At 57.6% G+C, this 18196-nt stretch carries 14 protein-coding genes; 2 read left to right on the top strand and 12 right to left on the bottom strand.

The genetic code is table 11. The features are described 5' to 3' along the window. Positions 1–5 precede the first annotated feature (5 nt). The 4 genes from DM08_RS11845 to dnaB all read right to left on the bottom strand — a co-directional run bounded on the left by DM08_RS11845 (position 6) and on the right by dnaB (position 3045). Positions 6–599 (bottom strand): NADH-quinone oxidoreductase subunit C, encoded by a 594-nt coding sequence (locus DM08_RS11845; protein ID WP_035384870.1) that lies wholly within the window; start codon positions 597–599, stop codon positions 6–8. An 8-nt stretch (positions 600–607) separates the two neighbouring features. Beyond that, on the bottom strand, positions 608–1084 hold the full coding sequence (locus DM08_RS11840) for a NuoB/complex I 20 kDa subunit family protein (RefSeq protein ID WP_035384869.1): 477 nt from the start codon (positions 1082–1084) through the stop codon (positions 608–610). Next, positions 1075–1431, bottom strand: coding sequence for an NADH-quinone oxidoreductase subunit A (locus tag DM08_RS11835; RefSeq protein WP_035384868.1), 357 nt, complete (start codon positions 1429–1431; stop codon positions 1075–1077). Before DM08_RS11835 ends, DM08_RS11840 begins: the two co-directional genes overlap by 10 nt. Positions 1432–1659: 228 nt before the next feature. After that, a complete protein-coding gene (dnaB, locus tag DM08_RS11830) occupies positions 1660–3045 on the bottom strand; it encodes a replicative DNA helicase (RefSeq protein ID WP_035384867.1) in 1386 nt (461 codons plus the stop codon). A 231-nt stretch (positions 3046–3276) separates the two neighbouring features. Between dnaB and flgM the strand changes: the two genes are divergently transcribed. Together flgM and DM08_RS11820 are read left to right on the top strand one after the other, a co-directional pair. Beyond that, the gene (gene flgM / locus DM08_RS11825; protein WP_035384866.1) at positions 3277–3594 is read left to right on the top strand and encodes a flagellar biosynthesis anti-sigma factor FlgM; all 318 of its coding nucleotides are present in this window, start codon (positions 3277–3279) and stop codon (positions 3592–3594) included. An 11-nt stretch (positions 3595–3605) separates the two neighbouring features. Next, positions 3606–4055 (top strand): flagella synthesis protein FlgN, encoded by a 450-nt coding sequence (locus DM08_RS11820; RefSeq protein WP_035384865.1) that lies wholly within the window; start codon positions 3606–3608, stop codon positions 4053–4055. A 36-nt stretch (positions 4056–4091) separates the two neighbouring features. Here DM08_RS11820 and motD read toward each other — a convergent pair whose 3' ends face one another. From motD to DM08_RS12425, 8 genes are all read right to left on the bottom strand, one after another. Next, the gene (motD, locus tag DM08_RS11815) at positions 4092–4859 is read right to left on the bottom strand and encodes a flagellar motor protein MotD (protein WP_035384864.1); all 768 of its coding nucleotides are present in this window, start codon (positions 4857–4859) and stop codon (positions 4092–4094) included. A gap of 7 nt (positions 4860–4866) precedes the next feature. After that, positions 4867–5607, bottom strand: a complete 741-nt coding sequence (locus tag DM08_RS11810; protein WP_035384863.1) for a flagellar motor protein — start codon at positions 5605–5607, stop codon at positions 4867–4869. Beyond that, positions 5607–6317: an RNA polymerase sigma factor FliA gene (locus tag DM08_RS11805; protein WP_035384919.1), complete on the bottom strand. Its 711-nt coding sequence runs from the start codon at positions 6315–6317 to the stop codon at positions 5607–5609. The genes DM08_RS11810 and DM08_RS11805 overlap by 1 nt, the downstream gene beginning before the upstream one ends. 77 nt (positions 6318–6394) lie before the next feature. After that, entirely contained in the window at positions 6395–7669 is a 1275-nt protein-coding gene (gene flhF, locus DM08_RS11800; RefSeq protein ID WP_035384862.1) for a flagellar biosynthesis protein FlhF, read from the bottom strand. A 117-nt stretch (positions 7670–7786) separates the two neighbouring features. Beyond that, positions 7787–9685: a diguanylate cyclase gene (locus tag DM08_RS11795; protein ID WP_237560288.1), complete on the bottom strand. Its 1899-nt coding sequence runs from the start codon at positions 9683–9685 to the stop codon at positions 7787–7789. Positions 9686–9764: 79 nt separating this feature from the next. Continuing rightward, positions 9765–12779 carry a PAS domain S-box protein gene (locus DM08_RS12435; protein ID WP_152555841.1) on the bottom strand — a complete coding sequence of 1005 codons (3015 nt, stop codon included), beginning with the start codon at positions 12777–12779 and terminating at the stop codon, positions 9765–9767. 67 nt (positions 12780–12846) lie between these two features. Next, entirely contained in the window at positions 12847–16077 is a 3231-nt protein-coding gene (locus DM08_RS12430; protein ID WP_051938227.1) for a PAS domain S-box protein, read from the bottom strand. Further along, positions 16070–18169, bottom strand: coding sequence for a diguanylate cyclase domain-containing protein (locus DM08_RS12425; protein ID WP_051938225.1), 2100 nt, complete (start codon positions 18167–18169; stop codon positions 16070–16072). Before DM08_RS12425 ends, DM08_RS12430 begins: the two co-directional genes overlap by 8 nt. Positions 18170–18196 lie beyond the last annotated feature (27 nt).

Here is an 18196-nt window from a genome sequence, read left to right as displayed (position 1 = left end):
CCCTGTTAGTTGCAACCAAAGTTTTCTTCGCGCACGATGCGCGGCGTGACTTCACGCGGCTCGACCGTCACTGGCTGGTAGATCACCCGGCGCTGCTCGGCGTCGTAACGCATCTCGACGTGGCCGGACAGCGGGAAGTCCTTCCGGAACGGGCTGCCGATGAAACCATAATCCGTCAGGATGCGACGCAGATCTGGGTGCCCGGTAAAGATGATGCCGTAGAGATCGAAGGCCTCGCGCTCGAACCAGTTGGCGGCAGGCCAGATATCATTGACCGAGGCGACCACCGGGAAATCATCATCCTCGGCGAACACGCGCACACGCAGACGACAGTTGTTGGCCACGGAGATCAGGTGATACACCACGGCAAAACGCTTGCCCTCCCAGGCACCGTCGCCGTAAGTCGAGTAGTCCATGCCGCACAGGTCGGTGAGTTGCTCGAAGCGCAAACCATCGCCATCCCGCAGCTTGAGCATCACGTCGGACAGATCACGCGCACGCACCACGATGGTCAGCTCGCCCAACGCTTCCATGCTGCTCACCAGACACTCGGAAAACTCCTCACTCAGCTTGGTAGCCAATACATTCAGGTCAGCCATATCTAGTCCTAACGCGCGATGGTATTGGTGCGCTTGATCTTGTTCTGCAACTGGATCAAACCGTACAGGAGCGCCTCGGCAGTGGGCGGGCAGCCGGGCACATAGACATCCACCGGCACGATGCGATCGCAGCCACGCACTACAGAGTAAGAGTAATGGTAGTAACCGCCGCCATTGGCACAGGAACCCATGGAGAGCACCCAGCGCGGTTCGGCCATCTGGTCATACACCTTGCGCAAGGCGGGAGCCATCTTGTTACACAAGGTACCCGCCACGATCATCAGGTCGGATTGACGCGGGCTGGGACGGAACACGATGCCGAAACGGTCCAGGTCATAACGCGAAGCGCCCGCCTGCATCATCTCCACAGCACAACACGCCAGACCGAAGGTCATCGGCCACAAGGAGCCGGTACGGGTGTAATTGATCACCGTATCCAGCGAGGTGGTCACGAACCCCTTTTCAAGAACGCCTTCTATTCCCACTCCAAAGCCCCCTTCATCCACTCATACACGAAGCCAACCACCAGGATGGCCAAGAAGATCATCATGGAAACGAAACCGAACATACCGATCTCCTTGAGCACGACAGCCCAAGGAAACAGGAACGCGATTTCCAGATCGAACAGAATGAACAGGATAGCGACGAGGTAGTAGCGCACATCGAACTTCATGCGCGCATCTTCAAAGGCCTCAAAGCCACACTCGTAAGGCGACAGCTTGGCATCGTCAGGACGATTCGGAGCGGCCAGTTTGCCCAGCACCATAGGCACCACACCCACCGCCAATCCGACACAGATGAACAACAAGACTGGAAAGTAATTTTCCAACATCAGAGCTTCTCCCCTCTGCACCACACTTCGGCACCATACCCTCGGCACCGCTCATTATTTTGGGCCAACCGCGCGAATCGGGTTTGTTCTTGTCATATCCCGAGACTTCTTCGCAGCCTGCGTTTTTGCCATGTGACTATACCCTGTCACCCAGCCTGCCACCTCGTTGGAGGTGTCGGATTATTACCGACAGCACCCAAGCCGGTCAACATAAAATTCCGCCACGGATCAACCCTGCGCGCAGTTCTCAAAGCGGGTGAATTCGCCCCGGAAGGTCAGTGCGACCGTCCCTATCGGGCCGTTACGCTGTTTCCCGATGATGATCTCCGCTTTACCTTTGTCCGGAGAGTCAGGGTTGTACACTTCGTCGCGGTAGATGAACAGGATCAAGTCAGCATCTTGCTCGATGGCCCCTGACTCGCGCAGGTCGGACATGACCGGGCGCTTGTTGGGGCGTTGCTCCAGACTGCGATTGAGCTGCGACAGCGCAATCACCGGTACATTCAGCTCCTTGGCCAAGGCCTTGAGCGAGCGTGATATCTCGGAGATCTCGGTAGCCCGGTTCTCACTATTCTTGCCCGCCGGCGAGCTCATCAATTGCAAATAGTCGATGACGATCAAACCCAAGCCATGCTCGCTTTGTCGGGCCAAGCGGCGCGATCGCGCACGCAGTTCCAGCACATTCAAACCCGGCGTCTCATCGATATGAATGGGCGCATCGTTGAGCAGGCCGATGGCATGCGTGAGCCGGGACCAATCATCAGCCTCCAACTTGCCTGTACGCAGGGAGTGCTGATTCAAGCGTCCGATCGAACCGATCATTCTCATCACCAGCTGCGCCCCGCCCATTTCCATACTGAAGATGGCCACGGGCTTGGAGGTCTCCAGAGCGATGTTTTCCGCCATATTGATGGAAAACGCCGTCTTCCCCATACTGGGCCGCCCCGCCACGATGATCAGATCACCGGGCTGCAAACCCGAGGTCATCCGATCAAGATCGATGAAGCCGGTCGCCACCCCCGTCACCTCACTGTGATTCTCCCGCGCATATAGCGTCTCGATACGCTCGACCACTTGCGTCAGCAGCGGCGGCATCGACAAGAAACCCTGCTTGCCTCTGGAGCCGGCCTCTGCGATTTTCATCACCTTGCTCTCGGCCTCATCCAGCAACTGTCCGGCATCACGTCCAGCCGGAGCGAAACCGCTGGCGGCGATATCATGACCAACCTCCACCAGCTGACGCATGATGGCGCGCTCACGCACGATCTCGGCATAACGCTTGATATTCGCAGCGGAAGGCACGTTCTGCGCCAGCGTCCCGAGATAGGCCAGGCCGCCCGCCTCATCCAGCTTGCCGGCAACCTCCAGCGATTCGGCCACCGTGATGACATCCACCGGGCGAGCTCGCTCGGACAAGCGCATGATGTGCTCGAAGATGAGCTTGTGCTCGCGCTTGTAGAAATCCTCCAGATGGGCCACATCGGCGACCTTATCCCAGGCACCTGCATCCAGCAGCAAGCCACCGATCACCGATTGCTCGGCTTCGATGGAATGAGGGGGCAGCTTGATCTGGTCCATCTGCGGATCAGCGACGGTCTCTAGGCGGTTTTGCATGGTGGCATGTGACAGGGGTAGATTCGGCGAGGGATTCTAGCATCACTCAGCCCCGGCGCGAGGAATCGTCCATACGCCCAAAGCCGGATTGCCCGCAAGTACGCGCTGAGGTATAAAGCGGGGCCGTTCATCGCGCAGGACGAGCGAGACATCCGGCCTGCGGGGCCGGCTAAAGTTTCCACTCAACTAGCCGATGATGCTGACAATCAAACTCAAAATTCGGGGTGACCTGTGAAAATCGAGAAAACCAGCAGCAAACCGATCGCACCCGCCCACGCGGGTGACGGCGGGCGACCCTCGGCCACGACGCGCGGAGGACCAGCGAGCAGCAACTCGGGCTCCAGCACCGCCGTGCATCTGGGCGCAACTTCTGCCCAGCTGCGCAGCATGGAAAGTAGCATGGCCGGAACCCCCGTAGTGGATGTGGCCAAGGTCGCCGAGATCAAACAGGCCATCAGCGAAGGACGTTTCCAGATCAACTCCGGCGTAGTCGCCGACCGCCTGATCGCATCTGCACGCGAATTGCTGGGTGCCGATACTCGCCAGTGACGCACCGCCCGATGCCGGACCACCTTCCATTTCTGGGTGACGAACGTGCCGAGTTGCAAGCGTTCGTCTCGCTGCTCGAATCCGAACAACGCATCCTGACCAGCGAGAACACCGACTCCCTGCTCACACTGGCCGAAGAGAAGAGCAAGTTCGCCCACCGCTTGACGGCCATCATCTCGGCACGACGCAAAGAACTCGACGACTCCGGATTTGGTGACATGGACACCTGGCTGTCACGCCGGGCCCCCCAGTCATTGCCGATATGGCATGAGATACGACAGCTTGCCGAGCGCGCGCAGCACCTGAACAGCGTCAATGGAGAACTGATCCAGGTACGGATGCGTCACAATCTGCAAGCATTGGGAGTACTGCACAGCGCCGCCAGCAACAGTGCCGGGCTGTATGGTCGGGATGGTCAACCCAATCTCTCCGCCCCCCGCCGCACTTTGGGCACCGGCTGAACAGCCGCTCCCCCACTCACAATCAGCACTTAATCACTACTGCGCGGGCAGCGCCCCCGTGCGCTCGGCTTGCGGAGCAAGGATGGAGATGGCGATACGACGATTCTTGGCACGCGCATCGGGCGTGATGTTGGGCACCAACGGGAAGTTGTCGGCCAACCCCACCGCCGTCAGTCGCCTGGATGAGACACCTTGCTCGATGAACAGACGGACCACGCTGGATGCGCGCGCCGATGAAAGCTCCCAGTTGGAAGGGAACTGGGCCGTGTGTATGGGAATGTCGTCAGTGTGCCCATTCACCTCGATGCTGTGATCGTCCCCCGCCAGCAGCTTCGCCACCTCCGCAAGCACCCCCAGAGCAGCAGTCTGTATCTCAGCCTGCCCCGTTTCAAACAACACGCTGGCATTGATCTCCAACTCGATGCCACGACTGGTTTGCGATACCGAGACCTGCTGGCTTTTGATCAAGGCCCCCATCACACGGTTCAAGTCACTCGTCACCTTCTTGACGAACTCGTCACGCTTGCGCTGGGCCTCGGCTTGCCTAGCATTGCGCCTGTCCGCGACTGAACGCAGGAACAGATCCTCTTGCGTCAGTTGAGCCACCGTCCCCGCAGATTGCACTCCGCCATTGAATGCCTCCGACAAAGAGTAGCTGAATACCTTGAACTTCCCCTCGTTCACCGAGGAGATGCCGTACATCACCACAAAGAAGGCGAACAGCAGCGTGATGAAATCGGCATACGAGATCAGCCAGCGTTCATGGTTCTCATGGTCTTGCCGCTTACGACGACGCAGGGCCATGTCCGCATCACTCCAGATAGCCTTGCAGCTTGGTCTCGATGAACAATGGATGCTCGCCGTTGGCGATCATCATCAAACCATCGATCACCAGCGTCCGCCTCTTGGACTCGACCATGATGTAGGATTTCAACTTGTTGGCGATGGGCAAGAACACCAGATTGGCCAAACCCACACCATAGATGGTGGAAACGAATGCCACCGCGATCCCCGCCCCCAGCTTGGAGGGCTCTCCGAGCGTCTGCATCACATGCACCAGCCCCAACACCGCGCCGATGATGCCTATGGTGGGCGCATAGCCTGCTGCAGACTCCCACACCCGAGACGACTGCCAGCTCAGTTGCTCGTGGGTGTCGACCTCGACCTCCAGCACCTCCCGGATCTTTTCAGCACTGTTACCATCCACCAGCAGTTGCACCCCCTTGCGGATGAAGGGCTCATGAATCTCGGACAGGCGATTCTCCAGCATCAGGATACCGTCACGCCGGGACAACACGCTCCATTCGACCACTTGCGAGATCAGCAGCTTGAGATCGGGGTGAGGCGGCACAAAGACCCAGCGCCCCATACGGAGACCATTGAAGAACACATGGCGCGGACTCTGCAACATCACCGCCCCCAATGTTCCGCCAAACACGATGAAGAAAGCGGCAAGCTGGAACAAACTGCCCAGTGTACCTCCTTCGAGCAACTGCCCCCCAATGATCCCAGTGATCGCGATGAGCAGTCCGAACAGGCTCAGCGTATCCATCAATAACCTTTCAGATTGGTGCGCAGGCGCGACACGGCCTGACTATGCAACTGGCAAACACGAGACTCGCTGACCCCGAGCACCTCGCCGATCTCACGCAGGTTCATATCCTGTTCGTAATGCATACCCATCATCATCCGCTCGCGCTCCGGCAGATGGTCGATCGCCTGGATCAACGCCTTTCTGAAGCGATCATCCTGCAGCAACTCCAACGGGTCCGCATCCTCCCCGAACTCGTGGCGCTCGAAGAAATCCTCGTCACCCTCCTCATGGAAGTCCTCGTAATAGACAAGCTGCGCCCCGCGCGACTCACCCAGCAGCTCTTGATATTCCGCCAAGGAAACCCCCATTTCCTTGGCGATCTCACTCTCGGACGGTGCCCGGCCAAGCTTTTGCTGCAGTTTGCTGATGCTGGCCTCGATGCGCCGCATGTCACGGCGCAAGCTGCGCGGCAACCAATCGGCATTACGCAACTCATCCAGCATGGCCCCGCGTATACGTTGCGATGCATATGTCTCGAACTGCGCCCCGCGCAACTCGTCATATCGCCCTGCCGCATCCAGCAATCCCATCATGCCCGCCTGAATGATGTCATTCACCTCGACACTGCTCGGCAGCTTGGTCATCATGTGATGCGCGATCCTCTTCACCAGCGGTGCGTAGTCTCTCAGGCACTGTTCCTTGTCGTTTCTCCCGGTCGCGGTGTACATGATTTTGAATTCTTTTTTAATGTCCGGATTCCCCGCCGACATTGTACATTCTGCAAGCATGCTGTCACCGCTTCTACTCAAATTAGCCCAGCCACTCTGCGCCCAGCGGCGGGCACGCTCCCCTGACCCGACATCAAGGCCGGCAGCTCCAACTCTTTGAGCGCGAACGGCGCAGGCTGCGCTGCCTGCTTGAAGGCGCGATGCAACAGGTAGTCCACATTGACCTCATGCAAATCTTCCGGGACTCGCTGACCATTGGCGATATAGTGCAGCGGAATCTGGTGGCGCACGGCCACATCCAGCACAGTACCCAGCGATGCCGCCTCATCCAGCTTGGTAGGGATGCAACCGACCACGCCGACGGTGCGGTATTTACGCACCACCTCTTCCAGCGTATCGCCGCCACTGGTGGCGTTCAGCAACAACAGACGCTTCACACCACAGGAGTCATACATCTGCGTCTGCACTGCCACCCGGCCATCGCGCTGCCCCATGCCTATGGTATCTATCAGCACCAAGTGCTTGTCGCGCAAGGAAGCCAGCGTACGTTTCAACTCGGCGGCATCGTGCACGGAATGCACCGCCACGCCCAACATCTTGGCGTAGATGCTCAGTTGCTCATGCGCCCCGATACGGTAGCTGTCACTGCTGATCAACGCCACCTTGCTGGCACCATAACGCACTACGGCACGCGCGGCCAGTTTGGCAGTGGTAGTCGTTTTGCCCACCCCGGTCGGACCGACCAGGGCATAGACACCGCCTCGGGTGACCAGACTATCCTCCTGCTTGATGACCTTAAGGTTGTGCTCGATGACCTTGCGTATCCATGACGGGCCTGCGTCGTCGGGCAATTTTTCCAGCAGATGACGGGCCAACGCCGGACTGAATCCGGAGTTCAGCAGGTCGCGCAGCAACTTGGTACGCTCCGGGCTACGCTGCTGCATCTCCGACCAGCCGATGCAAGCCAGTTGCTCTTGCAACATGTTGCGCATCGACTTGATCTCGCTCATCAGCGCGCCTTGTTGCTCCGCGATGACCTTGGCCGCCGGTGCCGCAGAAGTTTGAGGCTTGGGTGCAGGTGCCGGGGCCGCTGCAGTCGTCGAAGCGCGCGCCGCATAGGTTGCGACCAGCTGCTCTGCCCCGCTGGATACTTTCCTGGGAGCCTGAACGGGGGTACTTTGCTGGGTACGTATCTCGGCAAGTGCCGACAACTCGGTCCCGGCCAAAGCCACGATCTCGACACCGGCCTCCACTTTGCGGTTGGACAGAATCACCGCGTCCGCCCCCAAGTCATCGCGCACCAGCTTCAATGCCTCACGCGAAGTCGCTGCCACAAATCTCTTAGCGTTCATACCCCACCCCCGAGTCACCATCTTTGATCGCCCCGCAACACCGAGGCTCCTTCAGTCAGGGCCATTATCAGGGAATGACTTCAACTCAATCAGGCGAATAAGGGGGGGATTGCTGCACTATTCCGCGTTGGTGCGAGCTAGGACCGACTGATTGCGGCCATTATTTTTTGCTTGATAGAGCGCATGATCCGCCTCTCTGAGTAAATCCTCAGCCGAAAACTTCTCGCTGGGAACCACCGCCGCCACCCCGATGCTGACCGTCACACACCCGAATATCGAGGACTCGTGTGGCAGGCCTTTGGCCTGTAGCGCTTCACAGACTTTTCGCGCCATTTTCAAAGCACTTGCTCCATCAGTGGCAGGTGCAATGAACACAAACTCTTCCCCGCCATAACGCGCCACGAAATCACCTGTGCGACAAATACTCGCCACCAATACGCTCGCCACCTGACGCAAGCACTCATCCCCCGCCTGGTGGCCATAATGATCGTTGTACGTTTTGAACCAATCCACATCGAGCACGGCCAAGGCGAGCGACTGGCCGACTCGCTCAGCGCGCACCCACTCGATTGCAAGCACTTCATCAAAGCGCCGACGATTTGCCAGCCCGGTCAAACCATCGGTCGCGCTTAGCGCTTCCAGTTTGTCGTTAAGCAGCTTCAATTCAGCGGTACGTTGCGCCACACGAGCCTCAAGTTCACGCTCAGAGTTGAGCAGGTGCTCAAGCAAGTCCTCCTGAGCGGCCAGCTTACCCTGTTGAGCTTCAGCCTTTTCTTGTCGAATCAAGTTAAATCGATCCGCCAAAGCCAAGGCCAACACTAACATCTCAATCGCAGAGCCGATCTGCAGCGCGTTCTCAGTAAGTATATTAGAAGGCAATAAGCCAAAATCTTTCAGCCCCACCACGAAGCCCGCCAGTAACAGAGTAGTAAAAGCGGCCACAAAGAAATAGGCACTACGCTGTCGCCGATAGGCGCAATGCACGATAACCGTCAGCAACAGCAAGCCAGTCGCGATATTCAATACTTCGGCGTAAATCGCAAAAGTGGGCAGCGCAGCGAGCAAGCCGATGACGAGCAAAAGATGGATACCTACCAGCAACAGAATAAGACGATCAAGCCTCGGCATCCGCATATTTGTTTCCAGCATCACCCGCATAAACTGCAAAATAGCGGCAATCGAAATTGCAAAGCCAACAAACACCGAGCTATTCGACCAGCGCATCGCCTCCGGCCACAGGAACTCATGAGCCATACCACTGAGTGCCGCCAAGGCAAACAACACACTAGCGACAAAAAGTACGTACCAGAGATGAATGACATCTCGCAGCGCGATGTAGAGCAGGAGGTTGAACAAAACCATCGCCATCGCCATTCCGAAATACCCGGCTTGAGCGAGGTAGTCGTTTCGCTCGTACTCATGGAATGCGCTAGGCGACCAGAGCGCCACTGGCACCACAATGGCATCGTCCGACTGTATCTTCAGGTAATAGGCATACTCAGAATACGCAGGCAAGACGATCGGAAAAACGAAGTGCCGGTTTTTGTAGGCCCGCGTGGCAAAAGGTTGCGCTTGGCCAGTACGGATCACCTGGTAGGAACCATCCGCCTGCGGTAGATAGCCATGCACTGCAGAAAGTAGCGAGCTTCCGACCTCAAGCATGCGTTCGACCGGCTGCTCGCTGGAATTGTGTAAGCGTAGGCGCAGCCAATAGGCAGAGTGACTAAAGCCGAAGCTCATCGCCGCTCCCTCTGCTGGAAAATATTTGAATCGTCCAGCAATATCAGCGGCTTGCACATCGGCTAACGACAATGTCAGGCTGGCATCTTCGAGTACGGCAAGGTGCCTGGTTAGCGACAAAGGCTCGTCACCCAACTCACTGACTTCCACCGCGTGTGTGCTGATCGGCTGCCCAGCATAGCTAACGGCAGACAACAGCAAACCACCACCCAGTAGCCAGCCAAGCACGATACGCAAAAGCAACGATAGCACCAACGGCTGTTGCTGCGCGCCCACGGGTTTCATTGAAGAGTTATAGGAAATTGCCACGCCCCAGACTAAAGTTGACCAATTGCAACATACTTCCCCGAGTCTGTTAATCCCCAACTCCGGAACTATCGTAATGACACAGTTCAAGGAGTTTCTGGGTGAGTTGCACCGAATCTATGGGCTTGCCGATAAAACTGGTCATACCGGCACGGGTACATCGTTCCTGCTCATCCAGAGTCACGCCGGCACTCATCGCGACGATGGGCAGGGCGCTGAAGCGCACGTCCTCGCGTATCAAACGGGTCGCCTCCAGGCCGCCCATTACCGGCATCTGTATATCCATCAGCACAATATCGTAATGCCCCTCCTGCACGCACTTGATGGCCTCCACGCCATCGTTGGCAATCTCGACCTCCACCCCAAGCTTGATCAACATATGCTTGGCCACCAGTTGGTTGACGCGATTATCTTCGACCAGCAACACGCGTTTGCCGCGCAAGACCATGCCCGCATCGCGAGGCATGCCGATCGCATTGCCGACGAGCGAATGCGTGGCCTGAGCCTCCACTTGCGATCCATCCGCCACGCCAAGTCTGATCTCGCAATGGAAGGTACTGCCTGCGCCCAACTGACTCTCAACACGAATGTCGCCGCCCATCAAGTTCGCCAGATTACGACTGATGGCCAAGCCCAGGCCCGTCCCTCCGAAGCGGCGGGTGATCGAGCTGTCTGCCTGAGCGAAAGGCTGGAACAAACCATCCACCTGTTCAGGAGTCATGCCGATACCACTGTCCCGAACTACGAGATCAAGCCTGACCTCCTCTCCATCCCGACTCAGCTGCAAGATTTGAAGTGCCACGTGTCCATGCGCCGTGAATTTGAAGGCGTTCCCCAACAAGTTGGTCAAAATCTGCTTCAGCCGCAGCGGGTCGCCTATCAGCAGGTTGGGAACTTGCGGATCGCGGTTCAAGGTGAAGTGCAGCCCCTGCTCCTTCGCGCGCAGGTCGAACATGCGCACCACACCGTCCAACAAGGCATCCAGCGCAAACTCATGAGGCTCGATAGACATTTGCCGCGCTTCGATCTTGGACAAGTCGAGAATATCGTTGAGGATGCCCAGCAAAGCTTTGGATGACTCCAGAATCTGGCGTAGATAATCGTGCTGCTCCTGTGCATCGGTACTATCCAGCGCCAAACCCGACAGGCCGATCACCGCATTCATCGGAGTCCGTATCTCGTGCGACATATTGGCCAGAAAGTCACTCTTGGCCCGATTGGCAGACTCAGCCTTGTCGCGAGCACTTTCCATCTGCTGTTCATGCAGTTTGCGTTCGGTAATGTCTTTGATGAAACAGAACATACGCCCGCCCGCAACGGCAACGTGTGACACGCAGACTTCAACATCCCACACTTCACCATTACTGGCCTTATGCCGACTCTCGAATCGATCACTCCCTGAGTCGACCACGCGCGCTAAATCCAGCGTGCTGCCGGAATCCTCAGCCACCTCGATATCCGCGAAGCGCATGGTCAGCATGTCCTGTCGGCTGTAGCCTGATCGCATCAAGTAGGCGTCATTCACCTCCACGATATTTCCGCACATATCGACCGCACAGAATCCATCAACCGAGGTCTGGATCGCAGCACTATAGATGGCCTCCTGTTCCTGCATTTTCTGCTCAAGCGCCTTGCGTCTGGAAATATCATCAAATACCACCACTGCCCCGGCCAACACTCCATCCTTGCGGATCGGATAGGTCGCGTATTCGACCGGAAAACTGCTTCCATCCTTACGCCACAAGACCTCATCGGCTGCCTCACGTGGCTGCCCATCCTTGCCGGTAGCGAACATCGGGCAACTGCCCTGAGGATAGTGCTGACCATCCGGGTGACTGTGATGAACCAAGGCGTGTAAGGGTTTTCCGATCAACTCTTCGGATGAATATCCCAGCAATTCAGCTGCAGTTGCATTGATAAAGGTGCAATTCCCCTCGGGTGACTGCCCCCAAATACCGCTATTCACTGATTCCAGCAACAAACGCAGACGCTCCTCGCTCGCCTCCACACGTGCCTTCGATTCGCCGACAGAGCGAAAGTACAGCAGCAAACTGCCTGCGATCACCACCAGCACGCCGCCCAGCAAGCTGAAGATCACGAATCGGCTGGCCTGTTCGGATTCCAGATTAGACAGTCCACGCAAGTCACTTTCAGCATAGACCGTCAGCCCGAACTCTGGAAGTTGGGTAGAGGCAAGCAGATGCGGAAACGGTTCACCCTGGATCCGCCACAGCCGCGCTGAAGCGCGATTCGCCCATGGCTCCAGCTTGAGCGCCTCAATACTGCTGCGCTGATACAGCGCCATTCTGTCAGCCACAGCCATGGCGCCCACCGAGCCTCCGGGAATGCTCTTCATCAACAGGGAGGCATCATGTGCAAGGATGATGACCCCATTCGAGTCAACTACGTAGGCATCGGCCTGACGCGTCAGAAATGACAACGAGGACAGATTCATTTTGGCGACGATCGCCCCCATGAATTGACCATTCAGTTCGATCGGGGAAGAAAAATACAAACCTGGGATATGCGTGGTTCTGCCCACGGCATACTGCATGCCTCGATGCCCGTTACGCGCATCAGTAAACCATTTGCGATCAGAAAAATTGGCCCCGATCGAAGACTCCGGCGTATTCCAGTTATTGGCCGACACGCAATCACCGGCCGCATTCACCACGAACAGACCATCCACGCCCAGTGATTTCTGTATCAGCTCCAGATAGCGATTCAGGTCACTCAAATCTGCATCTGTGCTCCATAGCTTGATGGCATCTTCCCGTGACAATCGAGTCGGCTCTGCCTGTGGGCCAAACTTCTGAACGACTTTCCACACACGCAACGCGTGCTGGAACGTATCCGGAACGCCGGAAACATAATGCAGATTCCTGCGAAAGCTATCCGCCACATCATCCGCCAGCTCCTGCGTATGCTGCTGCTCTTGACTTGCCAAGGCATTCAACTCACGCTGGTACAGCCCGTCTGAGACCAGCCATGCAGCCCCTACCCAAACACACAGCAAAAGCGCCATCAGCATCACGATGGACTTGGTATTTTTCAAGTAGCTCAAATCCGCCCCCAGGTTCACCCGCACAACGCCACCAACCAGCGTGTCATCGGCAATTCCGCCCAATTCTTTACCCAGCGGCGCTATCCGCCAGTTTGCTCAGCCAGACATCGGCAGGTTGCGGCTTGCCAAACAGATAGCCTTGATGGATCACGGGACCGTGATGATTCAGGAAATCGGCCTGCGCACGGGTCTCCACGCCTTCTGCCACCACCTTCAGATGCATGTGTTTGGCGACCAGCAATATGGTTTCGACCAGCGCAGCATTGCTGGCATCGGAGGTCACTTCCTGCACGAATGACTTGTCGATCTTCAGTTCGTGTATCGGCAAACGTTTCAGATACGACAAGGAGGAATAGCCGGTGCCGAAGTCATCCATCGAAAAATGGATACCCCGCGCACTGAGCGCGCCCATCTTGGCCACGATATCGCCCAGATTGTCGATCAACATGCCTTCGGTGACTTCCAGTGTCAAATGCCCCGGATCGGCACCAGTGACCCGCAGGATGTGTTCGACCTGCTCAACGAAATCCGGACGACGGAAATGGCGCGGGCTGATATTCACCGAAAACCGCCATGGCCGGCAGGCGATCTCTTCCCGTGCCATGATCCGGCAGACCTCGGTCAACATCCAGATGCCGACTTCGATGATGAGGTTCGACTCCTCGGCAATGGAAATGAATGTGGCCGGCGGCATCAACCCCTGCTGCGGGTGTTGCCAGCGCACCAGCGCCTCCGCGCCGACCACCGCACCCTCGGCATCCACCTGCGATTGCAGATAGACGCGCAACTCACCCTGTGCCAGGGCGTGATGCAGGCCCCGCTCGATGTCAAAGCGCCGATGTGCCTCGCTGTCGATACCGGAATCGAAGAACGAGGTTTGCCGATCACCGCGCGCCTTGGCCCCATGCAATGCGGCATTGGCACGCCGCAATATGTCTAGCGACGTATCGCCCTCCCCATGCGGGAACAGTGCCACGCCCAGACATACGGTGATGGTCAGGCCTGCGCCAATATCAAACGGAGCGTCCAGCGTCTGGTGCAGTTTCTCCGCGACATGCATGGCGTAATGCGCCGCATTTTGCTGTTGCGGGGACAGATCGGTCAGCAGGATGCTGAACTCATCCCCCGCCGTTCGCGCCAATACATCGCCTTCGCGCAGGACATGTTGCAGCCGCTCGCCGACCGCGCAGAGCAAGGCATCCCCCATCGGCGGTCCGCCCGCATCGTTGACATTCTTGAAGCGATCGATGTTGAGCACGATCAATGCACTGTGGTGTCCGGCGCGACGCGTAGTGGCCAGCGTCTGCATCATGCGTTCCAGCAGCAAGGCTCGATTGGGCAGACCGGTCAGCGCATCGTAGTAAGCCAGGCGATGAATCTCGGCTTGGGCGCGCTTTTTCTCGGTGACATCTTCCTTGACCGCAACGTAGTGCGTAATACGCCCATCCGGTTGTCGCAATGGGCTGATGATGGCATGTTCGATATATTCACTGCCATCCTTGCGCAGGTTGACGAACTCACCCTGCCAGGTCTGCCCCGCCGTCAGACTGCGCCATAGCGCATCGTAATTGTCCTTGGACGTTTTCCCGGAGTGCAGGATGCGCGGGTTTTTGCCGATGACTTCCTCGCGGCTATAACCGGTGTTGCGGACGAACGCTTCATTGACATATTGCAGGTTCGCATCCAGATCGGTGATGGCAATACTCTCCGGGCTTTGCTCGATGGCTTGCGCCAGTTCACGCACCGTCTGCTCCTTGCCTTGCAGCTCGTGCAAAGCCTGCGTGCGCAAACGAACCTGCTCCTCCAGGTCCGCCTGATAAACCGCCATTTTCCTGAGAAACTCGCGCCGCTCACTGATGTCGCGGCACGCACCATAGGCCGTCCCGTCCGGCAACAGGATGGCGTTGATTTCCACCGGGAGCACGCGCCCATCCTTGCATTTCAGCAACAACTCCGTAGTCACACGCCCGTTTTGCAGCAACTCGCCAAAAGCAGCTGCCGAGTGCGCGGCATCCTCATCCGGCGTGATGTCGCGTATGGACATCCCGGCGAATTCCTCGGCGGAATAGCCGAGCATAGCCTGCGCCTGCCGGTTGACGTAGCGATAGTGACCCTGCACATCGACGATGAAAATCGCGTCTGCCGCATTGTCCAGTATGAGATGGTAGCGCTGCTCGCTTTGCAGCAAGGCCAGTGCGGCCTCTTTGCGAGCCGTGATGTCCTGCACCGTTCCATACAGCTCAACGACGTTGCCAGCGGAATCCCGTATCGCCTGGCCCCGCGCAGTGACCCAGCAATGCGTGCCATCCGGTCGCACAACTTCGGCATCACACTCATACGGCGCGCCTGTAGCCATGCCGCGCTCCACGGCAGCGGCGAGTACGCTCCAGCTTTCCGGCGTGAAATAGTGCTGCACCTCGGGATATACCGCAGGCGGCAACGACGGATCACGTCCATAGCAGGCATAGATTTCCTCTGACCAGCGATGCTGATCGGTGCGCAGATCCCAATGCCAGTGTCCCAACTTGGCCAAGCGGCTGGTCGCATGCAACAGATTAGCGCTCTCGGCCACGGCTGCCTCGGCAGCCTTGCGCTTCGAGATATCCTCGACCACCGAGATGAAGTAGTCCGGCTTGCCTTCGGGTGTCCACAACAATGCGACCGTGAGGTTGACCCATATCGTGCTGCCGTCCTTGCGGATGTAGCGCTTTTCCATGGAATAGGTGTCGATCTCGCGTGCCAGCACGCGGCGCATGAACCCAAGATCCGCGTCAAGATCGTCAGGATGGGTAATGTCCTGGAAGGTCATCGCCAACAACTCCTGCTGCGTGTAGCCCACGATGTCGCACAGTTTTCGATTGATGCGCAACCAATGTCCGTCGGGAGCGACCAGCGCGATACCCACCGCCGCCTGCTCAAAGGGAGCTTCCAGCGAGTTGTTGTAGAGCCGGGTGATTTCCGCCTTGGCCTCGTCCATGCGTCGCATGGTCTGATGCAGGCGCTCGAATACCCAACCGAACAAGCCGGACATGCCGATGAACAGCAGAATGGATGCGATCTGCCCGACTCCACGGATATCCCAGGTAAATTGCGGTGGCATGAAAACATACCAGGCCAGCAGAGCTCCGATCATGCCACTGCCCAAGCCGCCACGGATGCCACCTAACCAGGCGCCGAAAAATGCCGTCGGAAAAAACAGGAACCAGACGTAGGGCTTGATCACGCTATCCCACAGTAGCCATTGCAGGCCGCAGGTGATGAATGGCAACACCAGCGAAGCGAGCAGACGTTTATTCATCCGACTTGGCTCCGGATATCGGCTCCGCCAGTGCATCAATGCGATTCGACACCGCCCCCTCGCCGTAAAAATGCACCAAGTTCCGCCCCAGCTCCTTAGCCTCGTACATGGTGTCATCGGCACGTTTCAGCAGCTCATCCTGCGCAACTCCATTACTTTGAAAAACGATCACGCCGATGCTGGCCGTGCAATGATGGACCACCGTGGTGTCTGCACTTCCCTCACGTTTGATCGCCAAGACGTAAGACTCGGCAAGGTGGCTGCGAATTTTTTCTGCGATGGCTCGTGCCTGCTGGGTGGATTCAGCTTCGCTCTCGTCCAGCTCCGATAACATGACCACGAACTCGTCACCGCCGAAGCGGGCTATGGTATCCATTTCCCGGACACACCGTTTCAAGCGACTGGCTACCTCGATCAACAGTAAATCGCCCACAGCATGGCCATGCAAGTCATTCAATGGCTTGAAATTGTCCAGGTCGAGGAACATCAATGCAGCGAACAAACCGCTGCGCTTATTAACCGCCATCACCTGATTCAGGCGATCAATAAGCAGGCGGCGATTGGGCAACTGAGTAAGCGCATCGAAGAACGCCAGGTTGCGTATCTGCTCTTCGTGGCCTTTCCGTTCAGTGATGTCGCTGAAAAACGCGGCCATACGGTTCTTCCCGGTCTGGAACGCATGGACTTCAAAAACACTATGAATCTTGCCTTCCGAATAGGCGATCTGCTCAACCTCATAACGCTTGCCGGTCGCCGCCACGCTGCGATAAGCATCAGGAATGTCAGTGTCTTGCAGGGGAGGGAACGCCTCTTCGATGGTTTTGCCGATGAACTGCTGGTTGCTGACTCCCAAGATCGAATCAGCCGCGTGATTGGCTCCCACAAACACCAAACGATCATCGACCATCAGCTCATACAGATGCGCACCGAACGGCGCATTCTCCACGATCTCGCGCATCTTCGATTCGCTCTCGCGCAGGGCATCTTCAGCCCGCTTACGCTCAGTGATGTCCACAAAGGTGGCTATCGCACCGACGATCTCGCCCTTGCTGACGATGGGATGCGACCAATATTCGACCGGTAGCGCGCTGCCGTCCTTGCGCCAAAACACCTCATCCGAAACATTCAGCTCCTCACCCTTCACGTAAGCGCGATAAATCTTGCATTCGCTGGACGGGTAGTCACTGCCATCCGCCCGGTGATGGTGGATCAACTCATGGATGCGCTGCCCAACCACCTCACTCGCCTCCTGATAGCCCAGCATCCGCAAGAACGCTTGATTGACGAAGAGGCACACGCCTTGCGTATCGACTTCGTACACTCCCTCGGCCATCGTATTCAACAGACGCTGAAAACCCTCCCTCGATTCCCGCAAGGCAACCGTGGTCGCCAGCAAGTCATGTCGCTGTTGCTCCAGGGTGTCCAGCATCTCGTTCAGATGCGCAGCCAGGACACCGATCTCATCATGCGTCCGAATCTGGGCACGCGCCTGCCTATCCCCCTGCGCGACCTGTGCAGCAATGGCCATCAGATGATTCAGGCCACGGGTGAGCCGCCTGGAAAGCACGACAGAGATAGCGATGACCAGCAACACCGAAATGACCGTAAAGTTGAGCCACACACGGGTGAGCGCTGCGATATTGGAATTCGCCGAGTCACGGCTCATCTCCACACGCAGCCAGCCGACCAGACGCTCCCCCGCCACCACCGGATGCGCGACCGCGATCAGGTTCTCCTGATTGGCGAGCACGCGCTCCTCATGCACCTTGGATGCCAACAAGTTCAGGCTGAGGGGGTCACTGACCACCAGCCCGATCTCCTCCGGATGGGTCGAGGCCAAAACTCGTCCATGATTGTCGATGAAAAAAGCATGTTGCAGATCCTGTGCAGCACGAAACCCGAGCAACACCTCCTGCAAGCCGACCAGGTCACCGGCAAGCGCCCAGGACGTAACGCTCACCGACATCTCGTGGCTGATCGCACTGGCTCGCTCGTTGGTCGCACTGAAGACAAAGTCACGCTGCTGGTTGAGCTGCCAATAGCCGAAACTCAACATCAGCGCCAACGCGGTGACACCGAACCAGAGCATCATCCGCATCCGGTTGGAGCCAACAAACAA

This window comes from Ferriphaselus sp. R-1, from assembly GCF_000746095.1.
GTDB lineage: Bacteria > Pseudomonadota > Gammaproteobacteria > Burkholderiales > Gallionellaceae > Ferriphaselus.
This window is presented reverse-complemented; position numbering and strand designations above follow the sequence as displayed.